General features: G+C 43.9%; 16 protein-coding genes and 1 pseudogene. 5 read left to right on the top strand and 12 right to left on the bottom strand.

Annotated elements, in window-relative coordinates; all coding sequences use genetic code 11:
* Positions 1-33: 33 nt before the first annotated feature.
* Positions 34-1,683, bottom strand: coding sequence for a hydroxylamine reductase (hcp, locus tag KCX82_RS06155; RefSeq protein ID WP_227017570.1), 1,650 nt, complete (start codon positions 1,681-1,683; stop codon positions 34-36).
* A gap of 210 nt (positions 1,684-1,893) precedes the next feature.
* Here hcp and malQ point away from each other — a divergent pair, with 210 nt between their 5' ends.
* On the top strand, positions 1,894-3,420 hold the full coding sequence (gene malQ / locus KCX82_RS06150; protein ID WP_227017569.1) for a 4-alpha-glucanotransferase: 1,527 nt from the start codon (positions 1,894-1,896) through the stop codon (positions 3,418-3,420).
* A 155-nt stretch (positions 3,421-3,575) separates the two neighbouring features.
* Here the strand turns inward: malQ and KCX82_RS06145 are convergent, their stop codons facing one another.
* The 3 genes from KCX82_RS06145 to serC all read right to left on the bottom strand — a co-directional run bounded on the left by KCX82_RS06145 (position 3,576) and on the right by serC (position 7,347).
* Positions 3,576-4,952: a D-alanyl-D-alanine carboxypeptidase family protein gene (locus KCX82_RS06145; RefSeq protein WP_227017568.1), complete on the bottom strand. Its 1,377-nt coding sequence runs from the start codon at positions 4,950-4,952 to the stop codon at positions 3,576-3,578.
* Between the two features lie 15 nt (positions 4,953-4,967).
* Positions 4,968-6,176, bottom strand: a complete 1,209-nt coding sequence (locus tag KCX82_RS06140) for a cofactor-independent phosphoglycerate mutase (protein ID WP_227017567.1) — start codon at positions 6,174-6,176, stop codon at positions 4,968-4,970.
* A 79-nt stretch (positions 6,177-6,255) separates the two neighbouring features.
* Positions 6,256-7,347 (bottom strand): 3-phosphoserine/phosphohydroxythreonine transaminase, encoded by a 1,092-nt coding sequence (serC, locus tag KCX82_RS06135; protein WP_227017566.1) that lies wholly within the window; start codon positions 7,345-7,347, stop codon positions 6,256-6,258.
* A 183-nt stretch (positions 7,348-7,530) separates the two neighbouring features.
* Here serC and KCX82_RS06130 point away from each other — a divergent pair, with 183 nt between their 5' ends.
* Positions 7,531-8,688: a phosphoglycerate dehydrogenase gene (locus KCX82_RS06130; RefSeq protein ID WP_227017565.1), complete on the top strand. Its 1,158-nt coding sequence runs from the start codon at positions 7,531-7,533 to the stop codon at positions 8,686-8,688.
* A gap of 2 nt (positions 8,689-8,690) precedes the next feature.
* Here KCX82_RS06130 and KCX82_RS06125 read toward each other — a convergent pair whose 3' ends face one another.
* The 4 genes and pseudogenes from KCX82_RS06125 to KCX82_RS06105 all read right to left on the bottom strand — a co-directional run bounded on the left by KCX82_RS06125 (position 8,691) and on the right by KCX82_RS06105 (position 12,853).
* Positions 8,691-9,482, bottom strand: coding sequence for a YihY/virulence factor BrkB family protein (locus tag KCX82_RS06125; RefSeq protein ID WP_227017564.1), 792 nt, complete (start codon positions 9,480-9,482; stop codon positions 8,691-8,693).
* Positions 9,483-9,511: 29 nt separating this feature from the next.
* Positions 9,512-10,852: pseudogene (gene rph, locus KCX82_RS23340) on the bottom strand (ribonuclease PH).
* A 63-nt stretch (positions 10,853-10,915) separates the two neighbouring features.
* The gene (locus tag KCX82_RS06110) at positions 10,916-11,539 is read right to left on the bottom strand and encodes a DUF47 domain-containing protein (RefSeq protein WP_227017561.1); all 624 of its coding nucleotides are present in this window, start codon (positions 11,537-11,539) and stop codon (positions 10,916-10,918) included.
* A gap of 258 nt (positions 11,540-11,797) precedes the next feature.
* Complete coding sequence (locus tag KCX82_RS06105) at positions 11,798-12,853, bottom strand: inorganic phosphate transporter (RefSeq protein ID WP_227017560.1); 1,056 nt, start codon at positions 12,851-12,853, stop codon at positions 11,798-11,800.
* Between the two features lie 178 nt (positions 12,854-13,031).
* Between KCX82_RS06105 and KCX82_RS23125 the strand changes: the two genes are divergently transcribed.
* Positions 13,032-13,652 carry a YmaF family protein gene (locus KCX82_RS23125; protein WP_319633335.1) on the top strand — a complete coding sequence of 207 codons (621 nt, stop codon included), beginning with the start codon at positions 13,032-13,034 and terminating at the stop codon, positions 13,650-13,652.
* Positions 13,653-13,707: 55 nt separating this feature from the next.
* Here the strand turns inward: KCX82_RS23125 and KCX82_RS06095 are convergent, their stop codons facing one another.
* Both KCX82_RS06095 and KCX82_RS06090 read right to left on the bottom strand, forming a co-directional pair.
* Positions 13,708-13,845, bottom strand: a complete 138-nt coding sequence (locus KCX82_RS06095) for a hypothetical protein (protein WP_227017559.1) — start codon at positions 13,843-13,845, stop codon at positions 13,708-13,710.
* 4 nt (positions 13,846-13,849) lie between these two features.
* A complete protein-coding gene (locus tag KCX82_RS06090; protein WP_227017558.1) occupies positions 13,850-14,809 on the bottom strand; it encodes a carbohydrate kinase family protein in 960 nt (319 codons plus the stop codon).
* Positions 14,810-15,064: 255 nt separating this feature from the next.
* On the opposite strand from KCX82_RS06090, the gene rocF reads away from it, so the two are divergent.
* Positions 15,065-15,964 carry an arginase gene (gene rocF / locus KCX82_RS06085; RefSeq protein WP_227017557.1) on the top strand — a complete coding sequence of 300 codons (900 nt, stop codon included), beginning with the start codon at positions 15,065-15,067 and terminating at the stop codon, positions 15,962-15,964.
* Between the two features lie 103 nt (positions 15,965-16,067).
* Complete coding sequence (locus KCX82_RS06080) at positions 16,068-16,517, top strand: acyl-CoA thioesterase (RefSeq protein WP_227017556.1); 450 nt, start codon at positions 16,068-16,070, stop codon at positions 16,515-16,517.
* Positions 16,518-16,577: 60 nt separating this feature from the next.
* Here the strand turns inward: KCX82_RS06080 and KCX82_RS06075 are convergent, their stop codons facing one another.
* Complete coding sequence (locus KCX82_RS06075) at positions 16,578-17,423, bottom strand: prephenate dehydrogenase (RefSeq protein ID WP_227017555.1); 846 nt, start codon at positions 17,421-17,423, stop codon at positions 16,578-16,580.
* A gap of 65 nt (positions 17,424-17,488) precedes the next feature.
* Complete coding sequence (gene aroF / locus KCX82_RS06070) at positions 17,489-18,505, bottom strand: 3-deoxy-7-phosphoheptulonate synthase (RefSeq protein ID WP_227017554.1); 1,017 nt, start codon at positions 18,503-18,505, stop codon at positions 17,489-17,491.
* Positions 18,506-18,560: the final 55 nt, after the last annotated feature.

The raw sequence follows: 18,560 nt of genomic DNA, 5'->3' as shown, positions 1-18,560 counted from the left end.
TTTATATTGATGCTCTTATATTTATTGATACCCTCAAATTGATACTCCCAGGAACATTTCGATGTCTTCATCAACAGTTCCGATTCCCGCGATTCCGAAGGTATCAACGAGGATCTTTGCCACGTTGGGTGACAGGAAGGCCGGAAGTGTCGGCCCAAGGTGAATATTTTTCACGCCCAGATAGAGAAGGGCCAGCAATACGATGACGGCCTTCTGCTCATACCAGGCTATGTTATATGCGATGGGAAGGTCGTTGATATCGTTCAGTTCAAAGATTTCCTTCAGTTTTAATGCAATCAGTGCCAATGAATAGGAGTCATTGCACTGTCCTGCATCAAGAACTCTTGGAATACCGCCGATATCTCCCAGATCCAGCTTGTTGTATCGAAATTTTGCACAGCCTGCAGTAAGGATCACGGTGTCTCTTGGGAGCCTTTGGGCAAATTGTGTATAATACTCCCTGGACTTCATTCTTCCGTCACATCCTGCCATGACAAAGAACTTCCTGATAGCTCCGGATTTTACAGCTTCCACAACCTTATCAGCCAGCGTGAAGACTTGCTCGTGTGCAAATCCACCGACGATCTTTCCTGTTTCAATTTCTGTAGGAGCTTCCAGTGTTTTGGCCATCTCGATGATCTTTGAAAAATCCTTTCTGCCCGAATCGTCGGCTTCGATATGGATGCAGCCCGGGTATCCCGACGCTCCCGTCGTAAAGATTCTGGATCTTACTTCTTCGTCATCGGGCGGGACAATACAGTTGGTGGTAAACAGAATGGGACCCTTGAAGGTGACAAACTCCTCTGTCTGCTTCCACCATGCATTTCCGTAGTTTCCTGCAAAATTGCCGTACTTTTTAAATGCAGGGTAATAATGTGCCGGCAGCATTTCACTGTGTGTGTAGACATCGATTCCGGTACCTTGAGTCTGTTCCAGCAGCTGCTCAAGGTCGGTGAGGTCATGGCCTGAGACCAGGATTCCGGGGTTTTCTCGCACACCGATGGATACCTCAGTGATCTCCGGATTGCCGTATTTTGAAGTGTTTCCTTCGTCAAGGAGCGCCATGGCCGTAACGCCGAACTGCCCGGTCTTCATGGTAAGCGCGATAAGCTCTTCCGCTGAAAGCATATCGTTTAGTGTTCCCGCCAGCGCTTCATAGATGAAGGCGTAAAGCGCATCCTTTTCTTTTCCCAGATTTCGCGCATGATGTGTATAAGCTGCCAGTCCCTTGATTCCAAAGGTAATCAATTGCCTCAGCGATCTGATATCTTCATTTTCTTTCGCCATCACCCCTGCATAGGATGCCTTGAAAACCAAATCGTTCATGGACTTCACCTCAAAGGTAGCCGCATCATGAAGGTCTTCCTCCAAAGCTTTTTCTCTTATTTCCTCTCTTAAGTGATCCCTTATGGAAATCATCTCTTTGATCTTTTGAATGATGATATCATCGTCAAAGTTGGCATTGGTTATGGTCATAAAGAGGCATTTCAGGACCTCGTGATTGACATCCCTCAGTAGTCCTACATCCATTTTGCCCTTTACAACGATATCCGAAATGCCTTTCACCGTATAGATCAACAGGTCCTGCAGATCCGCAAGCTCCTCACTTTTTCCGCAGACACCGCCGAATTCACAGCCTGTGCCTCTCGCAGTCTCCTGACACTGATAGCAAAACATGCCCATAGCAAACCCCTCCTTTTATCATCATCTACTTTATAGGAATTTTGTTTTAAATGAATCTCGTTCCTTTATCGGTTAATCCGCTGCAATAACAAAACGGATGACCTAATCTGATTTTATTATATCGGGTGTGATCGTTTGACATCGTTGCTTTTGCAACAACATCTTGAATATTGTCAGATCGCTTTGAAAATCCGGAACAAATCGGTTATAATGCTTAATAATAATATAGATAAAGTCAATTTGGAGGAAACCATGAATCGAAGCTCCGGTGTTTTAATGCATATTAGTTCCCTGCCGGGAAAATACGGAATCGGAACCTTTGGGCGAGAAGCCCGTGCCTTTGCCGATTTTTTAAGGGAAGCCAGACAGCAATACTGGCAAATACTTCCCCTTGGGCCCACAAGTTACGGGGATTCCCCCTATCAGTCCCCTTCCGCTTTTGCAATCAACCCTCATTTCATTGATCTCGACCTGCTCTGTGAAGAAGGACTATTACAACCTGAAGATTATCAGTTCATCAACTTTGGAGATGACTTATCAAAGGTTGACTATAATTTAATTTCTGTAAACAAGGACGCGGTACTTAGAAAAGCTTATGCCGCAGGCGCCGCCGGTATGTCTGCCGACATCCGGATATTTACGGAATTACATCAGCAATGGCTGCCGGACTATGCACTTTTCATGGCTGTGAAATCTCATTTTCAATTCCGGGAATGGCGGTTCTGGGAAGAAGATATTAAGAAGAGGGTTCCGGAGGCGATGTCCTATTACAGTGAAAACTATGGGGAAGAAATCAAGTATCATCAATTTTTACAGTATATCGCCTATAAACAATGGAATTCGCTAAAAGACTACATTCATCGACAGGGAATCCAAATCATCGGCGATATCCCCATCTATACCTCAGGTGACAGTGCCGATACCTGGGCAAATGCCTCAGCGGGTATTTTTAAATACGATCAGGACCTGACGCCGTTATGCGTAGCCGGCTGCCCTCCGGATTATTTTTCCGAGGACGGACAATACTGGGGCAACACCGTTTATGACTGGGAAAAGAACAAAGCCACTGGTTTCCAATGGTGGATACGGCGCTTGGAAAGTGCGCTTACCATTTATGACTGGGTACGCATTGATCATTTCAGAGGTTTGGAAAGCTATTGGGAAGTGCCCTACGGTTCTCCCTCTGCTGCCTGCGGCAGCTGGAAACCGGGACCCGGTTCGGAATTTATCGATACCATAAAAAATGCTCTGGGAGACGTGAAAATTATTGCCGAAGATCTGGGAATGATGACGGATAGCGTTCGGGAGTTTGTAAAGAAAAGCGGGTTCCCCAACATGAAAGTCTTAGGCTTCGCCTTTGATTCCTGCGGGGACAATGACCACCTCCCCCATCATTACGATAAAAACTGTGTTGTCTATACGGGAACCCATGATAATGACACGGTGATGGGATGGTTCGACAAGGCCGGAGATGATGCTGCCGCCTTTGCAAAGGAATACCTGAAGTTGGATCAGGAAGAAGGGTATCATTGGGGAATGATACGCGGTGCACTCTCCTCCGTCGCCAATCTTGCTGTGATTCCCATGCAGGATTTGCTGGAACTGGGCTCGGAAGCAAGAATGAATATCCCGTCAACCCTGGGAGGGAACAACTGGAGGTGGAGAATGACCTGGGAAGCGGTGCCGCAAGAGCTTACAGGCAGGCTGGAAAAATTGACCAGGCTTTACGGAAGATAAGAAGATAAATGAAAAGAGGATAATTCCTATGTTATAAAATTATAAAAGTGCCCGGTTTGCTGATTGCAATGACTTCGAAGCTGTAAATGTACCTCTTAATAGAATTCGAAATTTGCAGCTGAGGGAATTGCGAGCAGTAAACCGGGCTTTTATTTTTAATAACGTTTAAAGTCATTTCTGTAATCATTGTGGTGATTTCTAAAATCCATTCTGAAATCCTGCTCCCGCTGATATTTCAATTCCCTTTCCAGCCTTCTCTTGCGTCTTCGCTTCATTTGTCTTCGGCGAAGCAGAATATAGGAAGAGGACAATAACAGAAATACAATCAGAGCGATGGCAAAGCCGATCTCAATTTTCTGAGCGGTATCATCCGGGATTCCGACGATGGATAAGATTCCGCCTTCGGGAATTTCTCCTGCTGCGATGGCATCCACCTTGGAAATCAATGAATCTCCTTCATAAATTTCAACGACTCCTACCTTTTGACCCTTGGTCACAGGAGCCTTGACTTTTTCATCTAAAAGTACTTTCGTCTTTATTAACTCTGCGGAAGCTTCAATGGGTAAAGTGACATAACCATCTTGGGCAGCAACTACGCCCACCTGTCTTACCGATCCTCTGCTCACATTGATTTGTCCGAGATCTGTCCCTGCGTCAATAGCCTTTGCACTTTTATAGTTTTCAAATCCGTAATCCAGTAAAGCAATGGAATCTCCAAACCTTCCGGAGTCTGTTGACTTCATTACAACAGAGATCAGTTCCGTTTCTCCCCGCTTCGCTCCGGCAATCAAGCATCCGCCCGCATGGCTGGTATATCCGGTTTTAATCCCGGTAGCGCCTTCATACTTGGCAGGCCGTAAAACACCGTTGGCGCTTACCTTGGTCCTTTCATCATAAATGAGACGATTGGTATTATATAAATATCGAATGTCCTGCTTATTGGTAGCGGGAATGATATACCGGTAGGTCAGAACCAGTTCCCTGAATTTTTCATTCTTCATGGCTTCCTGTGCTATCATGGCAAGATCATAGGCTGTGGTTACATGGGCATCGTCATGAAGTCCGTTGGGATTTACAAAATTTGTATTTTTCGCTCCCAGCTTCTTCGCTTTCTCATTCATCATTTTGGCAAAGTCGGGGATGGTGCCTGCAATTTCTTTCCCCAGAGCCACGGCAGCGTCATTTGCCGATTCGGTCATCATGGCATTTAAGAGCTGTTCTACCGTTACCTGTTCTCCTTCCAGAAGGTAGATTCTGCTGCCTTCCGTATAGGGAGTTTCTGCATCAATGGTTACGGTTTTAGAAAGATCCAGGTTTTCCAAAGCCAACAAAGCTGTCATCACTTTTGTGGTGCTGGCAGGATACCGCTGATCGTTCATATTTTTATCGTATAAGATCTGGCCTGTTGATGCATCGATTAAAACTGCGGTTTCCGCCACAAGATCCGGAGGTGTGCCCGCTCCGAAAGAAACAACAGCCGCAGCATTTACTAAAATCAAAACTGACAGTATTGTTATCAATAATTTTTTCATTTTATCCTCATATCATTATGCAAAAAAGAAATCCGCTAATTCGTAACCGCTGTTAAAAAACCTGCCTTTTTCGCCGGCTGATTCACTAAAAGTCTTATTGCTGTCTGATGGGGTTTCCTTAGCGCTGTCGTAAATCACATAGGGTACCGGATCCGCAGAATGGGTTCTGATTTTAATAGGAGTTCTGTGGTCCGGAACGATCAGGATACGAAAGGCTTCTCCCGTACCGTACAGGTAATCCAAAATAGGTTTTAAAACCTTTTTATCGATGAGCTCCATGGATTTTATTTTTCCCTCCAAATCACCTTGATGGGAGCATTCGTCCGGTGCCTCGATATGTAGATACACAAAATCCTGACCCTTTTTATATTCTTCTATGGCAGCCTGTGCTTTTCCTTCAAAATTTGTATGAATCGTACCTGTTGCACCCTCCACATCCACGGATTGCAGGCCGGCACAAAGTGCGATTCCTTTAATAAGATCTACTGCGGAAATGGCAGTGCCCTTTATGTTATATTTATCATAGAAAGAGGATAGCTTCGGCTTTTTCCCCTGTCCCCAAATCCATATGGAGTTGGCGGGGTTCAAGCCCTTTTTTTCGCGTTCCTTATTGACCGGATGCTCAGACAGGAGCGCATAGCTGTCTCTCATCATTTTCGTTATGAAGTCGGAACCTTCTCCCTTTGGGAGATGATCTCCCGCCCTTTGTGTCAGAACATCATGAGGCGGTGTTAATTCATAGTTTGTATTTCCGTTTTTTACAATCATTGCATGACGATAGCTGACACCCGGATAAAACTGTATCGTATCTGTTCCAAACCTGGCATTGACAGCTTCTATTAAGACCTTCGCTTCCTCGCTGGTAATATCGCCGGAGCTATGATCTGCAATCACCAAATCCTCATAAGAGCCTTCACCCTTCAGCGTTACCAGGTTGGTTCGGAACGCCACATCGGTATCCGACATGGAAATTCCCATGCTCACCGCCTCCAGCGGAGACCGCCCGGTATGGTAAACCGTAGGGTCATAACCCATTACGGAAAGATTAGCTGCATCGCTGCCCGGTGCAATTCCCGGCGGAATGGTTCTCACCATACCTACCAGGCCTTTCTGTGCCAACTGATTGATCGTATCTATTTCAGCCACCTGCAAGGGAGTTTTATCTCCCAGCATGTGGATTTCCTCATCACCTGCCCCATCGGGGACTAATACCAAATATTTCATCTCCACACACCTTTCTAAACAGAAATGCTCTCTAATGATATCATAAGAAAGCACTTCTTTTGTGATAATTTTGTGTAATTTACTTATTTTCCGCTTCGAACTTCTTCATAAATTCGATTAGTGTATCTACACCCTCCATAGGCATGGCGTTGTAGATGCTGGCTCTCATACCACCGATGGATCGGTGCCCTCCCAGATTGTGAAGCCCTGCTGCCTTTGCTTCCTTGGTAAACTTCTTATCAAGATCAGTATTCCCCGTTACAAAGACAACATTCATTAAAGATCGATCTTTTGGAACCACAGGGCAGCTGTAAAGCGCACTCTGATCAATATAATCGTAAAGCTTCTTTGCTTTCTCCCTGTTGATTTTTTCCAGTGCCGGCACTCCGCCCAGACGAACGATGTTCTTAAATACTTCTCCGGCCATATAGATACCGAAAGTCGGAGGCGTATTGTACATGGATTCATTATCCGCATGAATTTTATAGTCAAGGTACACCGGAATATCAGCCGAAGCATGACCGATGAGATCTTCACGAATGATCACGATGACGACGCCTGCAGGACCGATATTTTTCTGTGCCCCCGCATAAATCAGAGCAAATTTTGAAACGTCAACTGTTTCCGATAAAATACAGGAAGAGAAATCAGCCACAAGGGGTATCTCTCCCGTATCCGGAATGTAAGGGAATTTTGTTCCATAAATCGTATTGTTCATGGTGATGTGAACATAATCCGCATCTTCTCTGAATTCTTCTTTTTTCACTTCCGGGATATAGCTAAAAACGCTTTCCTCAGAAGAGGCAACGATTTTTATATCTCCAAATTTTTTTGCTTCTTCAGCAGCCTTTTTTGCCCATGCACCCGTTACAATATAATCCGCTTTTTTTGAATTCCTTAATAAATTCATAGGGATCATCGAGAATTGAAGAGTGGCTCCGCCCTGAATAAATAAAACCTTATAATGATCAGGTATATTCATAATATCTCTCAGATTTTTTTCAGCCGAATGTAGAATTTCTTCAAACTCACTGGATCGATGACTCATTTCCATAACGGACATGCCGCAGCCACCATAATTTGTCAATTGTTCTGCAGCTTGTTCCATTACCTCTAAAGGAAGCATGGAGGGACCTGCTGAAAAGTTGTATACTCTTTCTGCTTTTTTCATTATTTTTTTCACCTCCAAATAATTTTAATATATAATTATCAAAATTGTTATTTTGTTTAATATCCCTTAATTATAACACTTTACGACATACTGGTAAAGTGCTATAATCACTGTATATAAAAAAAATTAGGACTTATAAAAAAAATTTATCAGTTCAATTTATCAGAAGAAATAGGAGGAAAGATGTATAAAATAGCTACTTTAAATAAGATCTCGTCAAAAGGACTTGAACGCTTTAGTGATAAATATACTATCGTGGAAGATTCAGCTGCAGCAGACGGCATATTGTTACGAAGCCAGGATATGCACAATATGGAACTGCCGGAAAATCTGCTGGCCATTGCAAGAGCAGGTGCAGGAGTAAACAATATACCCATCGAGAAATGTTCTGAAAAGGGCATCGTGGTTTTCAATACGCCTGGAGCCAACGCCAATGCGGTAAAAGAACTTGTCCTCACCAGCATCCTCATGTCCGCCAGAAACCTGAACAGTGCCATTGCCTGGACCAAAACACTGACGGAAAATGTACCCAAAACCGTAGAAAAAAACAAATCTCAATTTGCCGGACATGAAATCAAAGGAAAAACTCTGGGTGTCATCGGACTTGGTGCCATCGGCGTCATGGTGGCCAATGCCGCCAAAGACCTCGGTATGGATGTTATCGGTTTTGACCCCTACATGTCGGTACAGTCAGCCCATGAGCTTTCCAGCTCCGTTGATCTTTACGAAGCGTTGGATCTCATTCTGCCGAAATGTGATTATATTACGATCCACGTTCCTTTTATGGAAAACACCAAAGAATTAATTAATGAAAAGCGTTTAAATATGATGAAAGAAGGCGTATGTCTTCTAAATTTCTCCAGAGACCAGATCGTCAATGAGGAAGATGTCCTAAAAGCCCTGGATAGCGGTAAACTTCGAAAATATGTAACGGATTTCCCTACCGATAAAATCGTATGCGTTGAGGATGCCATCTGTATTCCGCATCTTGGTGCCTCCACAGAAGAATCCGAAGAAAACTGTGCAAGAATGGCGGTAGACCAAATCATGGATTATCTGGAAAACGGGAATATTACCAATTCAGTCAACTTCCCTACCTGCAACCTCGGAGTCTGCACTTCCATGGGAAGAATTGCCGTTCTGAACCAGAACATTCCGTCCATGCTTGGAAAAATTACAGGAATTCTGGCAGAAAGGAACATCAATATCAGCGACCTTCTGAACAGAAGTAAGGGGGATCTGGCCTATACCCTTATTGATATTGACTCCGAAGTGGATGAAGAAGAACTGAAAAAAGCCCTTAACGTAAAGGGCATCATAGCGGTTCGTGTGATTCAATAAGATTATTTTGCCTGATCCCAGACAACATTGACCTGGATCCCGATGACCAAAATATAGCCCAGAATATAGAACCAAAACAGCAGGGCGACAATGGCAGCCAAACTTCCGTAGAGAAGATCATAGTTGGCAAAAACAGAAGCGTAATAGGAGTAGATCCAAGTTGCCAGGAGCATTCCGCCGGAGGCGAGAATGCTTCCCGGCAATATTTTTTTAAAGGGAATCCGCTCTGTCGGCAATACATAATAGTTATAGCTGACCATAAAGAAGTACAGGGCCATAGCAAAAGGCCATCTTAAAAGATACCAGGCTTCATCAAAGGAGAACGTCAGTCCGAGGAAATCCGTCACATACGCGCTGAACACTTTTATGATCAATTCCCCGTAGACGAGAATCAGCAAGCTGAATACGAGAGTAAACAATGTAAATACAATGGTTTTGATGGCCCGAAACCTTTCTCTGAAATACCCTCTTCCCGACGGATGGCCGGTAAAGGAATAATTGGAAATTCTCATCATGGAAAATTGTGCTTTGGAAGCAGCCCATAGGGAGAACAGAATAAACAAAACACTGATGGTTCCTGACGGGGTATAAGATAAATAAGTGGATAGACTTTTTGCAATTTCCGGAGATACATACTCGGACAGCAGTTCATGGATCACGCTCATGGAGATGGAGAATACCCCCAGCAATTCACCTAAAATAATTGCAATAGGCACCAATGACATCAGAAAGAAGAATGCCAGTTCTGCCGCTACTCCCTGGTAGTACGGCTCTGACATTCGTTTTATAATCATAAATATCATTCTTCGAAATCTTTTTCTGCTCATTTTTCCCTTTCTATCAATTGCTTTCTAAGATTTAGAAGTGCCTGGGCTCTATGGCTTATTTGATTCTTTTCTTCAGAAGTAAGCTCAGCAAAGGTCCGTTCATGACCTTCCGGAACAAATAAGGGGTCATAACCAAAACCATTCTCTCCTTTTGGTTCATAGATTATATGCCCTGGGCACTCTCCTCTTGCAACAATCTTGCGGCCGTCAGGATAAACCATGGTAATGACGGAAACAAACTGTGCGCTTCGGGCTTCCGGCGGGACATCCTCCAGAAGGTACAACAGCTTTTCATTATTCTTCTTATCGTCCGCCTCTTCTCCTGCAAATCTTGCAGAGTAGACTCCAGGCGCTCCCCCTAAAGCATTTACCATCAGACCCGAATCGTCTGCTATGGTAATTTTACCACAAAGTTCCATTATTTCTCTTGCTTTTTTCTCAGAATTTTCTTCAAAAGTACTGCCATCTTCGACAATTTCCACCTCTGGAATTCCTGCGTCTCCTCTGGATATAATATCCATGCCGAATTCCCTGGTTATGGCTTGAATTTCTTCAATCTTATGCTTATTTTGCGTTGCAGCTACTACGATCATTTTATCCTCCCCGGTTGACTATTCCAAATCACCGATTATTTCTTTCTGCAGAAGGTTGAGTTCTTTACAGCCTTTTTCTGCCAGTGCAAGCATCTTGAATAATTCTTCAGACTGAAAGGGAGAATCCTCTCCGGTACCCTGAACCTCTATATACTCGCCTTTATCCGTCATCACGACATTCATATCCACCTTAGCTGAAGAGTCCTCCTCATAGGGGAGATCCAGCAAAATTTCATTCCCCACAATTCCTACGCTGACGGCCGATACAAAGCTTTTCACCGGAATGGAGGAAATCATCCCCTTGTCCTTCATCCATTTCATAGCCTCCGCCATAGCAATAAAAGCACCGGTTATGGATGCCGTTCTGGTTCCGCCATCCGCCTGGATCACATCACAGTCGATCCAGATGGTTCTTTCCCCCAACTTATCCAGATCGGTCACGGAACGGAGAGATCTGCCGATGAGCCTCTGGATCTCCATGGTCCTTCCGTCTATTTTTCCCCGGCTGGCATCTCTCTGCTTTCTGGTTCCTGTGGATCTAGGAAGCATCCCATACTCAGCAGTGACCCATCCTCTGCCGGTCCCTTTCAGATGTTGGGCGGTTTTGTCTTCCACCGAGGCGGTACAGATTACTTTCGTGTTTCCCATCTCGATCAGCACCGAACCCTCGGCATGCATCAAATACTGATTGGTAATTTTTACTTTTCTCATTTCATCAAATTTTCTGTTATCAGCTCTTTGCATATTGAAACTCCTTTTCTCATCCGGTCAAATTGATAAAACGTTTCTAAAAGAAGAAAGAACCCCTTAGGAGTTCTTCATCATGACACTTTCGATTACATCGGAGACATCCTCACAGGCATCACAGCATTTTTCCATGTAATGCAGCGTCTGCCCCCAGGCAAATGTCTCAACAGGATCTTTACTATGAACATAAAGGTTTCTGGTAGCCTTCATGAATAATTCGTCTCCTTCTTCCTCCATGCGATTGATCTCTATAATCAGACTATGCAGAGTCTGGGATTTTCTGAAGTTGTAAAACTCCTTCAAAGCCTGCTCTAATGCATGGCAGCACTTTACGATAATATCCGCCATTTTTAAAGCATCTTCTCTCATGGAGGTGATATTGAACATGTACATACGCATCAGAACATCTTCGATGGTATCGGTAACATTGTCGATGGCATCTGCCATAGCAACAATATCTTCCCGTTCAATAGGGGTGATGAATTCACGAGCGAGCTTTTTCATCATGATATGTCTTTCCACATCTCCTGCATGCTCGATATTGTGCATTTGCTTCATTTTATCTTCCAGCTCATCCGCATTGAAATTATTCATGATCTCACTCAGCAAAGCTGCAGCATCACAGGAATACTTTACCAAATCTACAAATGTGCCAAAGTAATTATCATCTTTTTTAATTGCCATAAATGATTTCCTTTCTACTAATTGTCAGGACATTGACATTTCATACATTTCTCATACAAGTTTCATACAATTCATTTTCTTACAAAATTTCTACAATCCAAATCTAAATTCCATACAATTCTAATCTAACAATTCTAATCTAACAATTCTAATCTAACAATTCTAATCTAACAATTCTAATCTAACAATTCTGATCTAACAATTCTGATCTAAATTTCCTGCAATTACCCATTGCCGAACACTGCTCTTTCTATTTCCCTAGGAGAAAATTTTCATAAAGATCAATGCCATAAAAAATCCGATAATACCGCATCCGGGGAAAGTCAAAATCCATGCGGAAACCATTTCACGCACGACTCCCCAGTTTACAGATGAAAGTCTCTTTGCTGCACCGACACCCATGATTGCCGTGGTTTTTGTGTGAGTGGTACTGACGGGAAGACCCCATACAGACGCGGTAAAGAGACAGATAACTGCTGCAAAATCAGCAGAAAATCCCTGATGCTTATCCAGCTTTACCATGTCCATCCCTACGGATTTGATGATTCGATATCCGCCGATGGATGTACCCAGCGCCATAACCACAGAACAGAGAACCATAAGCCAAATGGGAATTTGAAATTCCGTTACGTCTCCCTGACCCTGCGCCAGAAACATACCTAACATGAATACTCCCATAAATTTCTGACCATCCTGTGCTCCGTGCATGAATGCCATACCGGCGCCGCCAAAAATCTGAGCATTTTTAAATACTACAAAAGTATGTCTTCTATCCATCTTTCGGCACATAGATTCGATGGCTTTTACTACCACCCATCCCACTCCGAATCCAAGACCGGTAGAAAGCACCAATCCATAAAGAACTTTAACCCATTCTGCCGGATTGACCCCGGAAAGGCCGCCTTGCAGGGCAATGGCCGCACCGGATATGCCCGCAATGAGAGCATGGCTTTCACTGGTGGGAATTCCAAACCACCAGGCTGCGGTAGCCCATATTACGATGGCAAACAAAGCCGCGCAAAGTGCCACCAATGCATTCTCAGAATTTCCGCCAAAATCAACCATTTTATAAATCGTCTGTGCTACAGTTGCGTTAATCATCGTCATAATGAGAACACCGAAGAAATTGAATACCGCTGCCATGATAATAGCCGCTCGTGGCCCCATAGAACGTGTGGAAACACAGGTGGCAATTGCATTGGGTGCATCGGTCCAGCCATTGACTAATACAACTCCTAAAGTCAAAATCGTGGTAATGACCAGAGCCGGATTTGATGATAGCTGGTTAAAAAATTCAACAAGTGATACTGTCATTCTTAGCCTCCTTTTCAAACCATACAATCATATCATTTTTATTGTTGTTTTACAACATATAATGTCAAAAGAACACGACTTTGTCATGCAGATTCAGAAACTTATCACCATCTGTTCATACACCTCATAGTATATCACAGAATCATTCATGATTTTATGATAAAAGGAGTATTTCACCATGCTGACGAATGAGTATAACAATAACAGCTACAACTATGACAACAACAGTTACTACTATGACAATAATAATTATGACAATAACAGCTATGATTACAATAGCTATGAATATAAAAACGACTACAAAGTCTATGACTATAATAACAAAGTCTATGACTACAATAACAAAGGCTATGACAATAATAACAAAGTCTATGACTACAATAACAAAGCCTATGATTATAATAACAGCACCAATGCCAGCTATGATCCTAAAGGCTATCCCTATAAAAAATGTAAAAAACCTTGCCCCTGCCCTCCTTATCCAAAATATCAAACCCATGTTCATGAGGTACAGGGCAGTGTTTTACTCGCCGGGCCCCAAAATTCCCTGCACGAGCACCGTTTTGCCACCGTGTCCGGAGAGGAAATCCCCTATGGTCCTTATGATCATGTTCACGAAGTTAAATTCCGTACAGATTTCTTTAACAACCATTATCATGAATTTTGCGGTGAAACCTCAGGGGCCATTTATGTTGGTGACAGACACGTTCATTTCTTGAAATCGCTGACAACTTTCGATGCCGGTCATAGGCATAAATTCAGGGTGGCAACACTCATTGAAGATCCTACAGGTTACTAATATAACGTCAAAGCCTCGCTGCCGCGAGGCTTTTCTGATACAGGATTGCCGTTTTCTACCTGTTCGTATTTGGGCCAAGTCCCACCTTCTTGGCGTTATGTCCAAGATTTTGATTTACCGTGGTTCTTGGCACGTCTCCTTCAACTTTATTCTTGCTCGTCTTTTTGTCTTCTATTTTATTATGCTTAGCCATTGTATCACCTCAGGATTAGTTTTTCCGTGTTGTCTCTCAGGTATACTTCGATTTGTTCTTTATTTTTAACACCGGAAACGGCGCCGATGCTCTCCGTTGACACCGCTGCCACACCGTTGGCATAGAGTCCCGCATCTCGGAGGCTCTTTCCTTCGAGGAAAGCAGAAATGAATCCTGCCGCAAAATTATCTCCCGCGCCGGTGGTATCTATGGTTTTTGCTGGAAATCCCGGAACAAGGTACCTGCTTTGCCTGTTCTTTATAAAACAGCCCTCTTTACCCAACTTTATAATGACGGTTTTTACTCCGTAATTCAACAGGCAATCGGCAATGTCATCCGGCTCCTGAAACCCGGTAAGCATTCTGGCTTCCTCCAGATTCGGAAGAAAGTAATCCAAAAGAGGAAGCGCTTCCTGAATCGTTTCTATGGTTTCTCCGCCGGTTATCGGCACCATATCCGCAAAAGTAGTTGCCTGAAACTCCTTCGCTTTCTTTAATATTTTCAAAATGATATCCTTATCCCTGAGTTTGCTGGCAAAAATGCTTGCAAGAGATACGACCCGAGCACCCTTCATCAATTCAAAATTGATTTCTGTTTCCCGAAAGCTTCCGGAAATAGCACTTCTATTTTTAATAAAAGATCTTTGTCCATCCTCCTGAAACAAGACGACATTGATGCGGGTACCAAAATCGGGATCCCGGTACAGTCCTGTATGATAAATCTTTTCTTCCTCACATCGTTTCACGATGATGTCTCCCTGCATGTCCCGGCCGATTTGCCCTATCAGTGCAACACGGCTGCCCAGTCGGGATAAAATCACTGCTTCATTCATTGCATCACCGCCGGTAGTCAGCTGTATCTGGTCCACCATGGTAGTCTCCCTGCTGAAAATATCACCCTTGATCGGCCCTAAAGGAAGATCCAAAAGCACGATACCGATACATACCACATCAAAATGATTCATTTCCAAGCTCTCCTTTATTCTATGGGGTTCATACATAACTAGGGTTCATTACATAATCCCCAAGAAAACTTAAATACTATATCCTATTGAAAGAAAATTAAATCCCGGTCAATTATAACGAATTTCAACAATAAATCATAGTATTTCATAAAATTAACTCCTATAATACAAAAAATATTTGGAATTACATCGAATTGACTTTTTCTTGCGAATTGTTTAAAATAGGAAATATATTTAATCGAAAAGGAGAACACAATGGACAAAATACGCGAAAACATTCATGTTATTGGAATTCAAATGGATTTGGGTGCATCCAAGCGAGGCGTTAACATGGGGCCGCTGGCCATCCGTTATGCAGGTCTGATGGACAAGCTGAAAGAGCTCGGTTTCGAGGCGCTGGACAAGGGCGACATTCTTTCCGATGTTGCCCATACGGAAAATCCAAAGATGAAAAATTTCAAACCAATCTTTGATGCAAATACCAGTCTCTATCATCAGGTGGTCGCGTCATTAAAAGAAAATGCATTGCCGGTGATTCTGGGCGGCGACCATTGCGTGGCAGCAGGAAGCATCTCCGCCACAGCCCAGCATTATGGCAAGGTAGGCGTCATCTGGATGGATGCACATGGCGACTTCAACAGCGATATCAGTTCTCCCAGCGGAAATATGCACGGAATGCCCCTTTCCGCCCTGTGCGGATATGGGCCTGATGAAATGATTGCCTTTACCCAGGAAAGAACACATATAGATACCAACAATGTTGCTTTAGTCGGCGGAAGAGATATTGACGAGGATGAACGAAAGAGACTGGCAGAGGCAGGCGTTCACGTCTTTTCCATCCACGATGTAGATCGCTTAGGCATGGCAGAAGTCATGAAAAGAGCCATTGCTGTCGCTTCGGAGGGAACAGCAGGAATTCATGTAAGCTTTGATGTGGACGCCATCACGCCACAGGAAGCACCGGGAGTCGGAACGCCGGTTCACAGCGGTCTGACGGTACGGGAATCTTTCCTGGCGGCGGAGCTGGTAGCGGAATCCGGCAAGCTCCTTGCCCTTGACATGGTGGAAGTAAATCCGATTCTGGATGAAAGAAACAAGACCGGAATCCTGGCCTGTGAGCTGATCCTTGCATTTCTGGGGAAATCCGTTTACTAACCAAAACAATAGGGTATAATGAAATTTACAAGTTTAAATACCCTTACAAGTGAAATCCGGAATGCACTTCGAGAGGGATGAAGAGAATCATAGGAGGTGCGAAATGGAAAAAAGAACAAAATTGATCATGAGTCAGGTAATGCTGCCAAGTCAGGCGAACGTAGCCGGTAACGTACATGGCGGTGAGATAATGAAATTAATGGACACGGCTGCCGGTGCCGTAGCGAAAAAATACGCGCGCTGCAATGTGGTTACTGCCAGAGTAGATGAGCTCCAATTTCATCTCCCTATTTTTGTAGGAGCTCTTGTTACCTTGACCGCAACCATTGCATATGTGGGCAGGACCTCAATGGAGGTAATCGTCTATGTAGACGTTGAGGATCTTGAAATGGATACGGAGCCAAAACGAGCTTTATCTGCATACTTTACCATGGTTGCACTGGATAAAGGGGGCAGACCCCATCCCGTTCCTCAGTTCTCACTGGACTCAGAGGAAGAGCGGCTCCTTTATGAAGAAGTAAAGCGAAGAAGAGAAGGTTTAAAGTGTAAATAAATAAAAATACAATAAGTTAAAATGTAAATAATTTAAAATACAAATTGGTTTTAAACCTTTTTATTTCTTCGTATTTTTATCGATTAAGATCTTTCGTTCTGTTCCCTCATTGAGCAGATTCCAAAGGTCTTTTTCATTGCCCTGAGAAATGGCGTCGCGGTATTCCTCCAAATGCCGTATCATGGTACTGATTTCTTCCGTGAGATTCTCCCGGTTCAGGAGAAAAAGCTCGGTCCACATGGTGGGATTCAATTTGGCCACCCTGGACAAATCTTTAAAGCTTCCGGCCGAAAAACCCTTGTGATCTTCTGCTGTAGGACTTTTAATATAGGCACTGGAAACGACATGGGCAAGTTGAGAGGTATAGGCAATACGCCTGTCATGTTCCTTCGGATTGGAGATCTGCACATTGGTAAATCCAATGGAAACCCATAATTTTTTCAGCTTTTCCATATCCTGTATTGTCATATCCACTTCCGGGGTCAGAATCATGGAAGCATTTCTGAAAAGAGTCTTCTGGGAATGCTCAAATCCTGAAAACTCAACACCTGCCATGGGATGTGCCCCTACGAACGTAAAGCCGTTTTCCGCGGCAATGGATCGGACCCTGCCGCATACGGCTTCTTTTACACCGCAGCAATCCAATACAAGGCAGCCCTTTTGGAACAGCTTCTGATGCTCTTCTATATATTTTATGGTTTCTCCGGGGTAGACGGCAATGATCACCATATCGCAAATCCCCAGGATTTCCTCCGTCAGCCTGTCGTCGATGGCTTCAATTAATTTGGCCTTGTAGATGACAGATTCTTTAAGATCTGTTCCATATACCGAATGTTCCGTATTTTGTTTGATGGCTTTGGCAACGGACCCTCCGATCAACCCCAAGCCGACAATTCCGATATTCATATGCGTTCTCCTTCCTGGCAATTCATTACCATCCTTCGGCAATGCTGCCTGCTCCTCCTGGCGGTTTATTTCGTCTGTTCTTTATATGCGTAAGGCAGGATATGGCTTATACTTTGCACCAAATCATCGAAGGCTTCCGGGGTCAATGACTGCTGGCCGTCACAGAGAGCATGCATGGGATCGTTGTGCACTTCTATGAGAATGCCGTCTGCCCCTACGGCAGCTGCCGCCATAGCCATAGGTTTTACCAGTTTGGACAGTCCCGTGGCATGACTGGGATCTACAATAATCGGAAGATGTGTCATCGTTTTCAGCAAGGGTACGGCGGAAATATCCAGGGTATTTCTCGTCGCTGTTTCAAAGGTACGAATACCCCTTTCACATAAAATTACCTGACCATTGCCTCCGGCCATAATATATTCGGCGCTCATCAGGAGTTCCTGCAGAGTGTTTGCCAGTCCTCTTTTTAAAAGAATCGGCTTGCTGGTTCTGCCAAGCTCCTTCAGCAATTCAAAGTTTTGCATATTTCTCGCTCCTACCTGTATCACATCCACCTCTTCAAACAAGGGAAGCTGGGACAAGTCCATAATTTCCGTCACGATAGGCAATCCTGTCAGCGCTTTTGCTTCCAGGAGCAGTTCAATGCCTTCAGCCCGCATTCCCTGAAATGCATAAGGAGAAGTACGCGGTTTAAAGGCGCCTCCCCTCAGCAAACCGGCCCCGGATCTCTTTACGCTCTCAGCGACGGAGCAAATTTGTTCCTTTGATTCCACCGAGCAGGGCCCTGCCATAATTTGAAAGCTGCCGTCTCCGATCTTTGCTCCGTTGACATCGATCACCGTGTCTTCCGGATGGAACTTTCTGTTCGCATTTTTATATGGTTCCTGGATTCTTCTCACCGCTTCCACGATATCCAAGGCACTGATGAGGTCGATATCCACCACGGATGTGTCGCCGATAAGGCCCAATATCGTTGTATTTCGGCCCTGAGAGATATGAATATCAATGTCCAGACTTTTCAGCCACTGGATCAGATTATCCAACTGCTTTTGATTGGGATTATTTTTTAATATGACTACCATTTTGATACCTCCATTAATTTTTCCGCTTATTTGGTAAAATAAAAAAAGTTCGATA

Source organism: Sinanaerobacter chloroacetimidivorans, assembly GCF_018128545.1.
Taxonomy (GTDB): domain Bacteria; phylum Bacillota; class Clostridia; order Peptostreptococcales; family Anaerovoracaceae; genus Sinanaerobacter; species Sinanaerobacter chloroacetimidivorans.
Note: the sequence above shows the minus strand (reverse complement) of the source record. Positions and strands in the feature narration are given on the sequence as shown.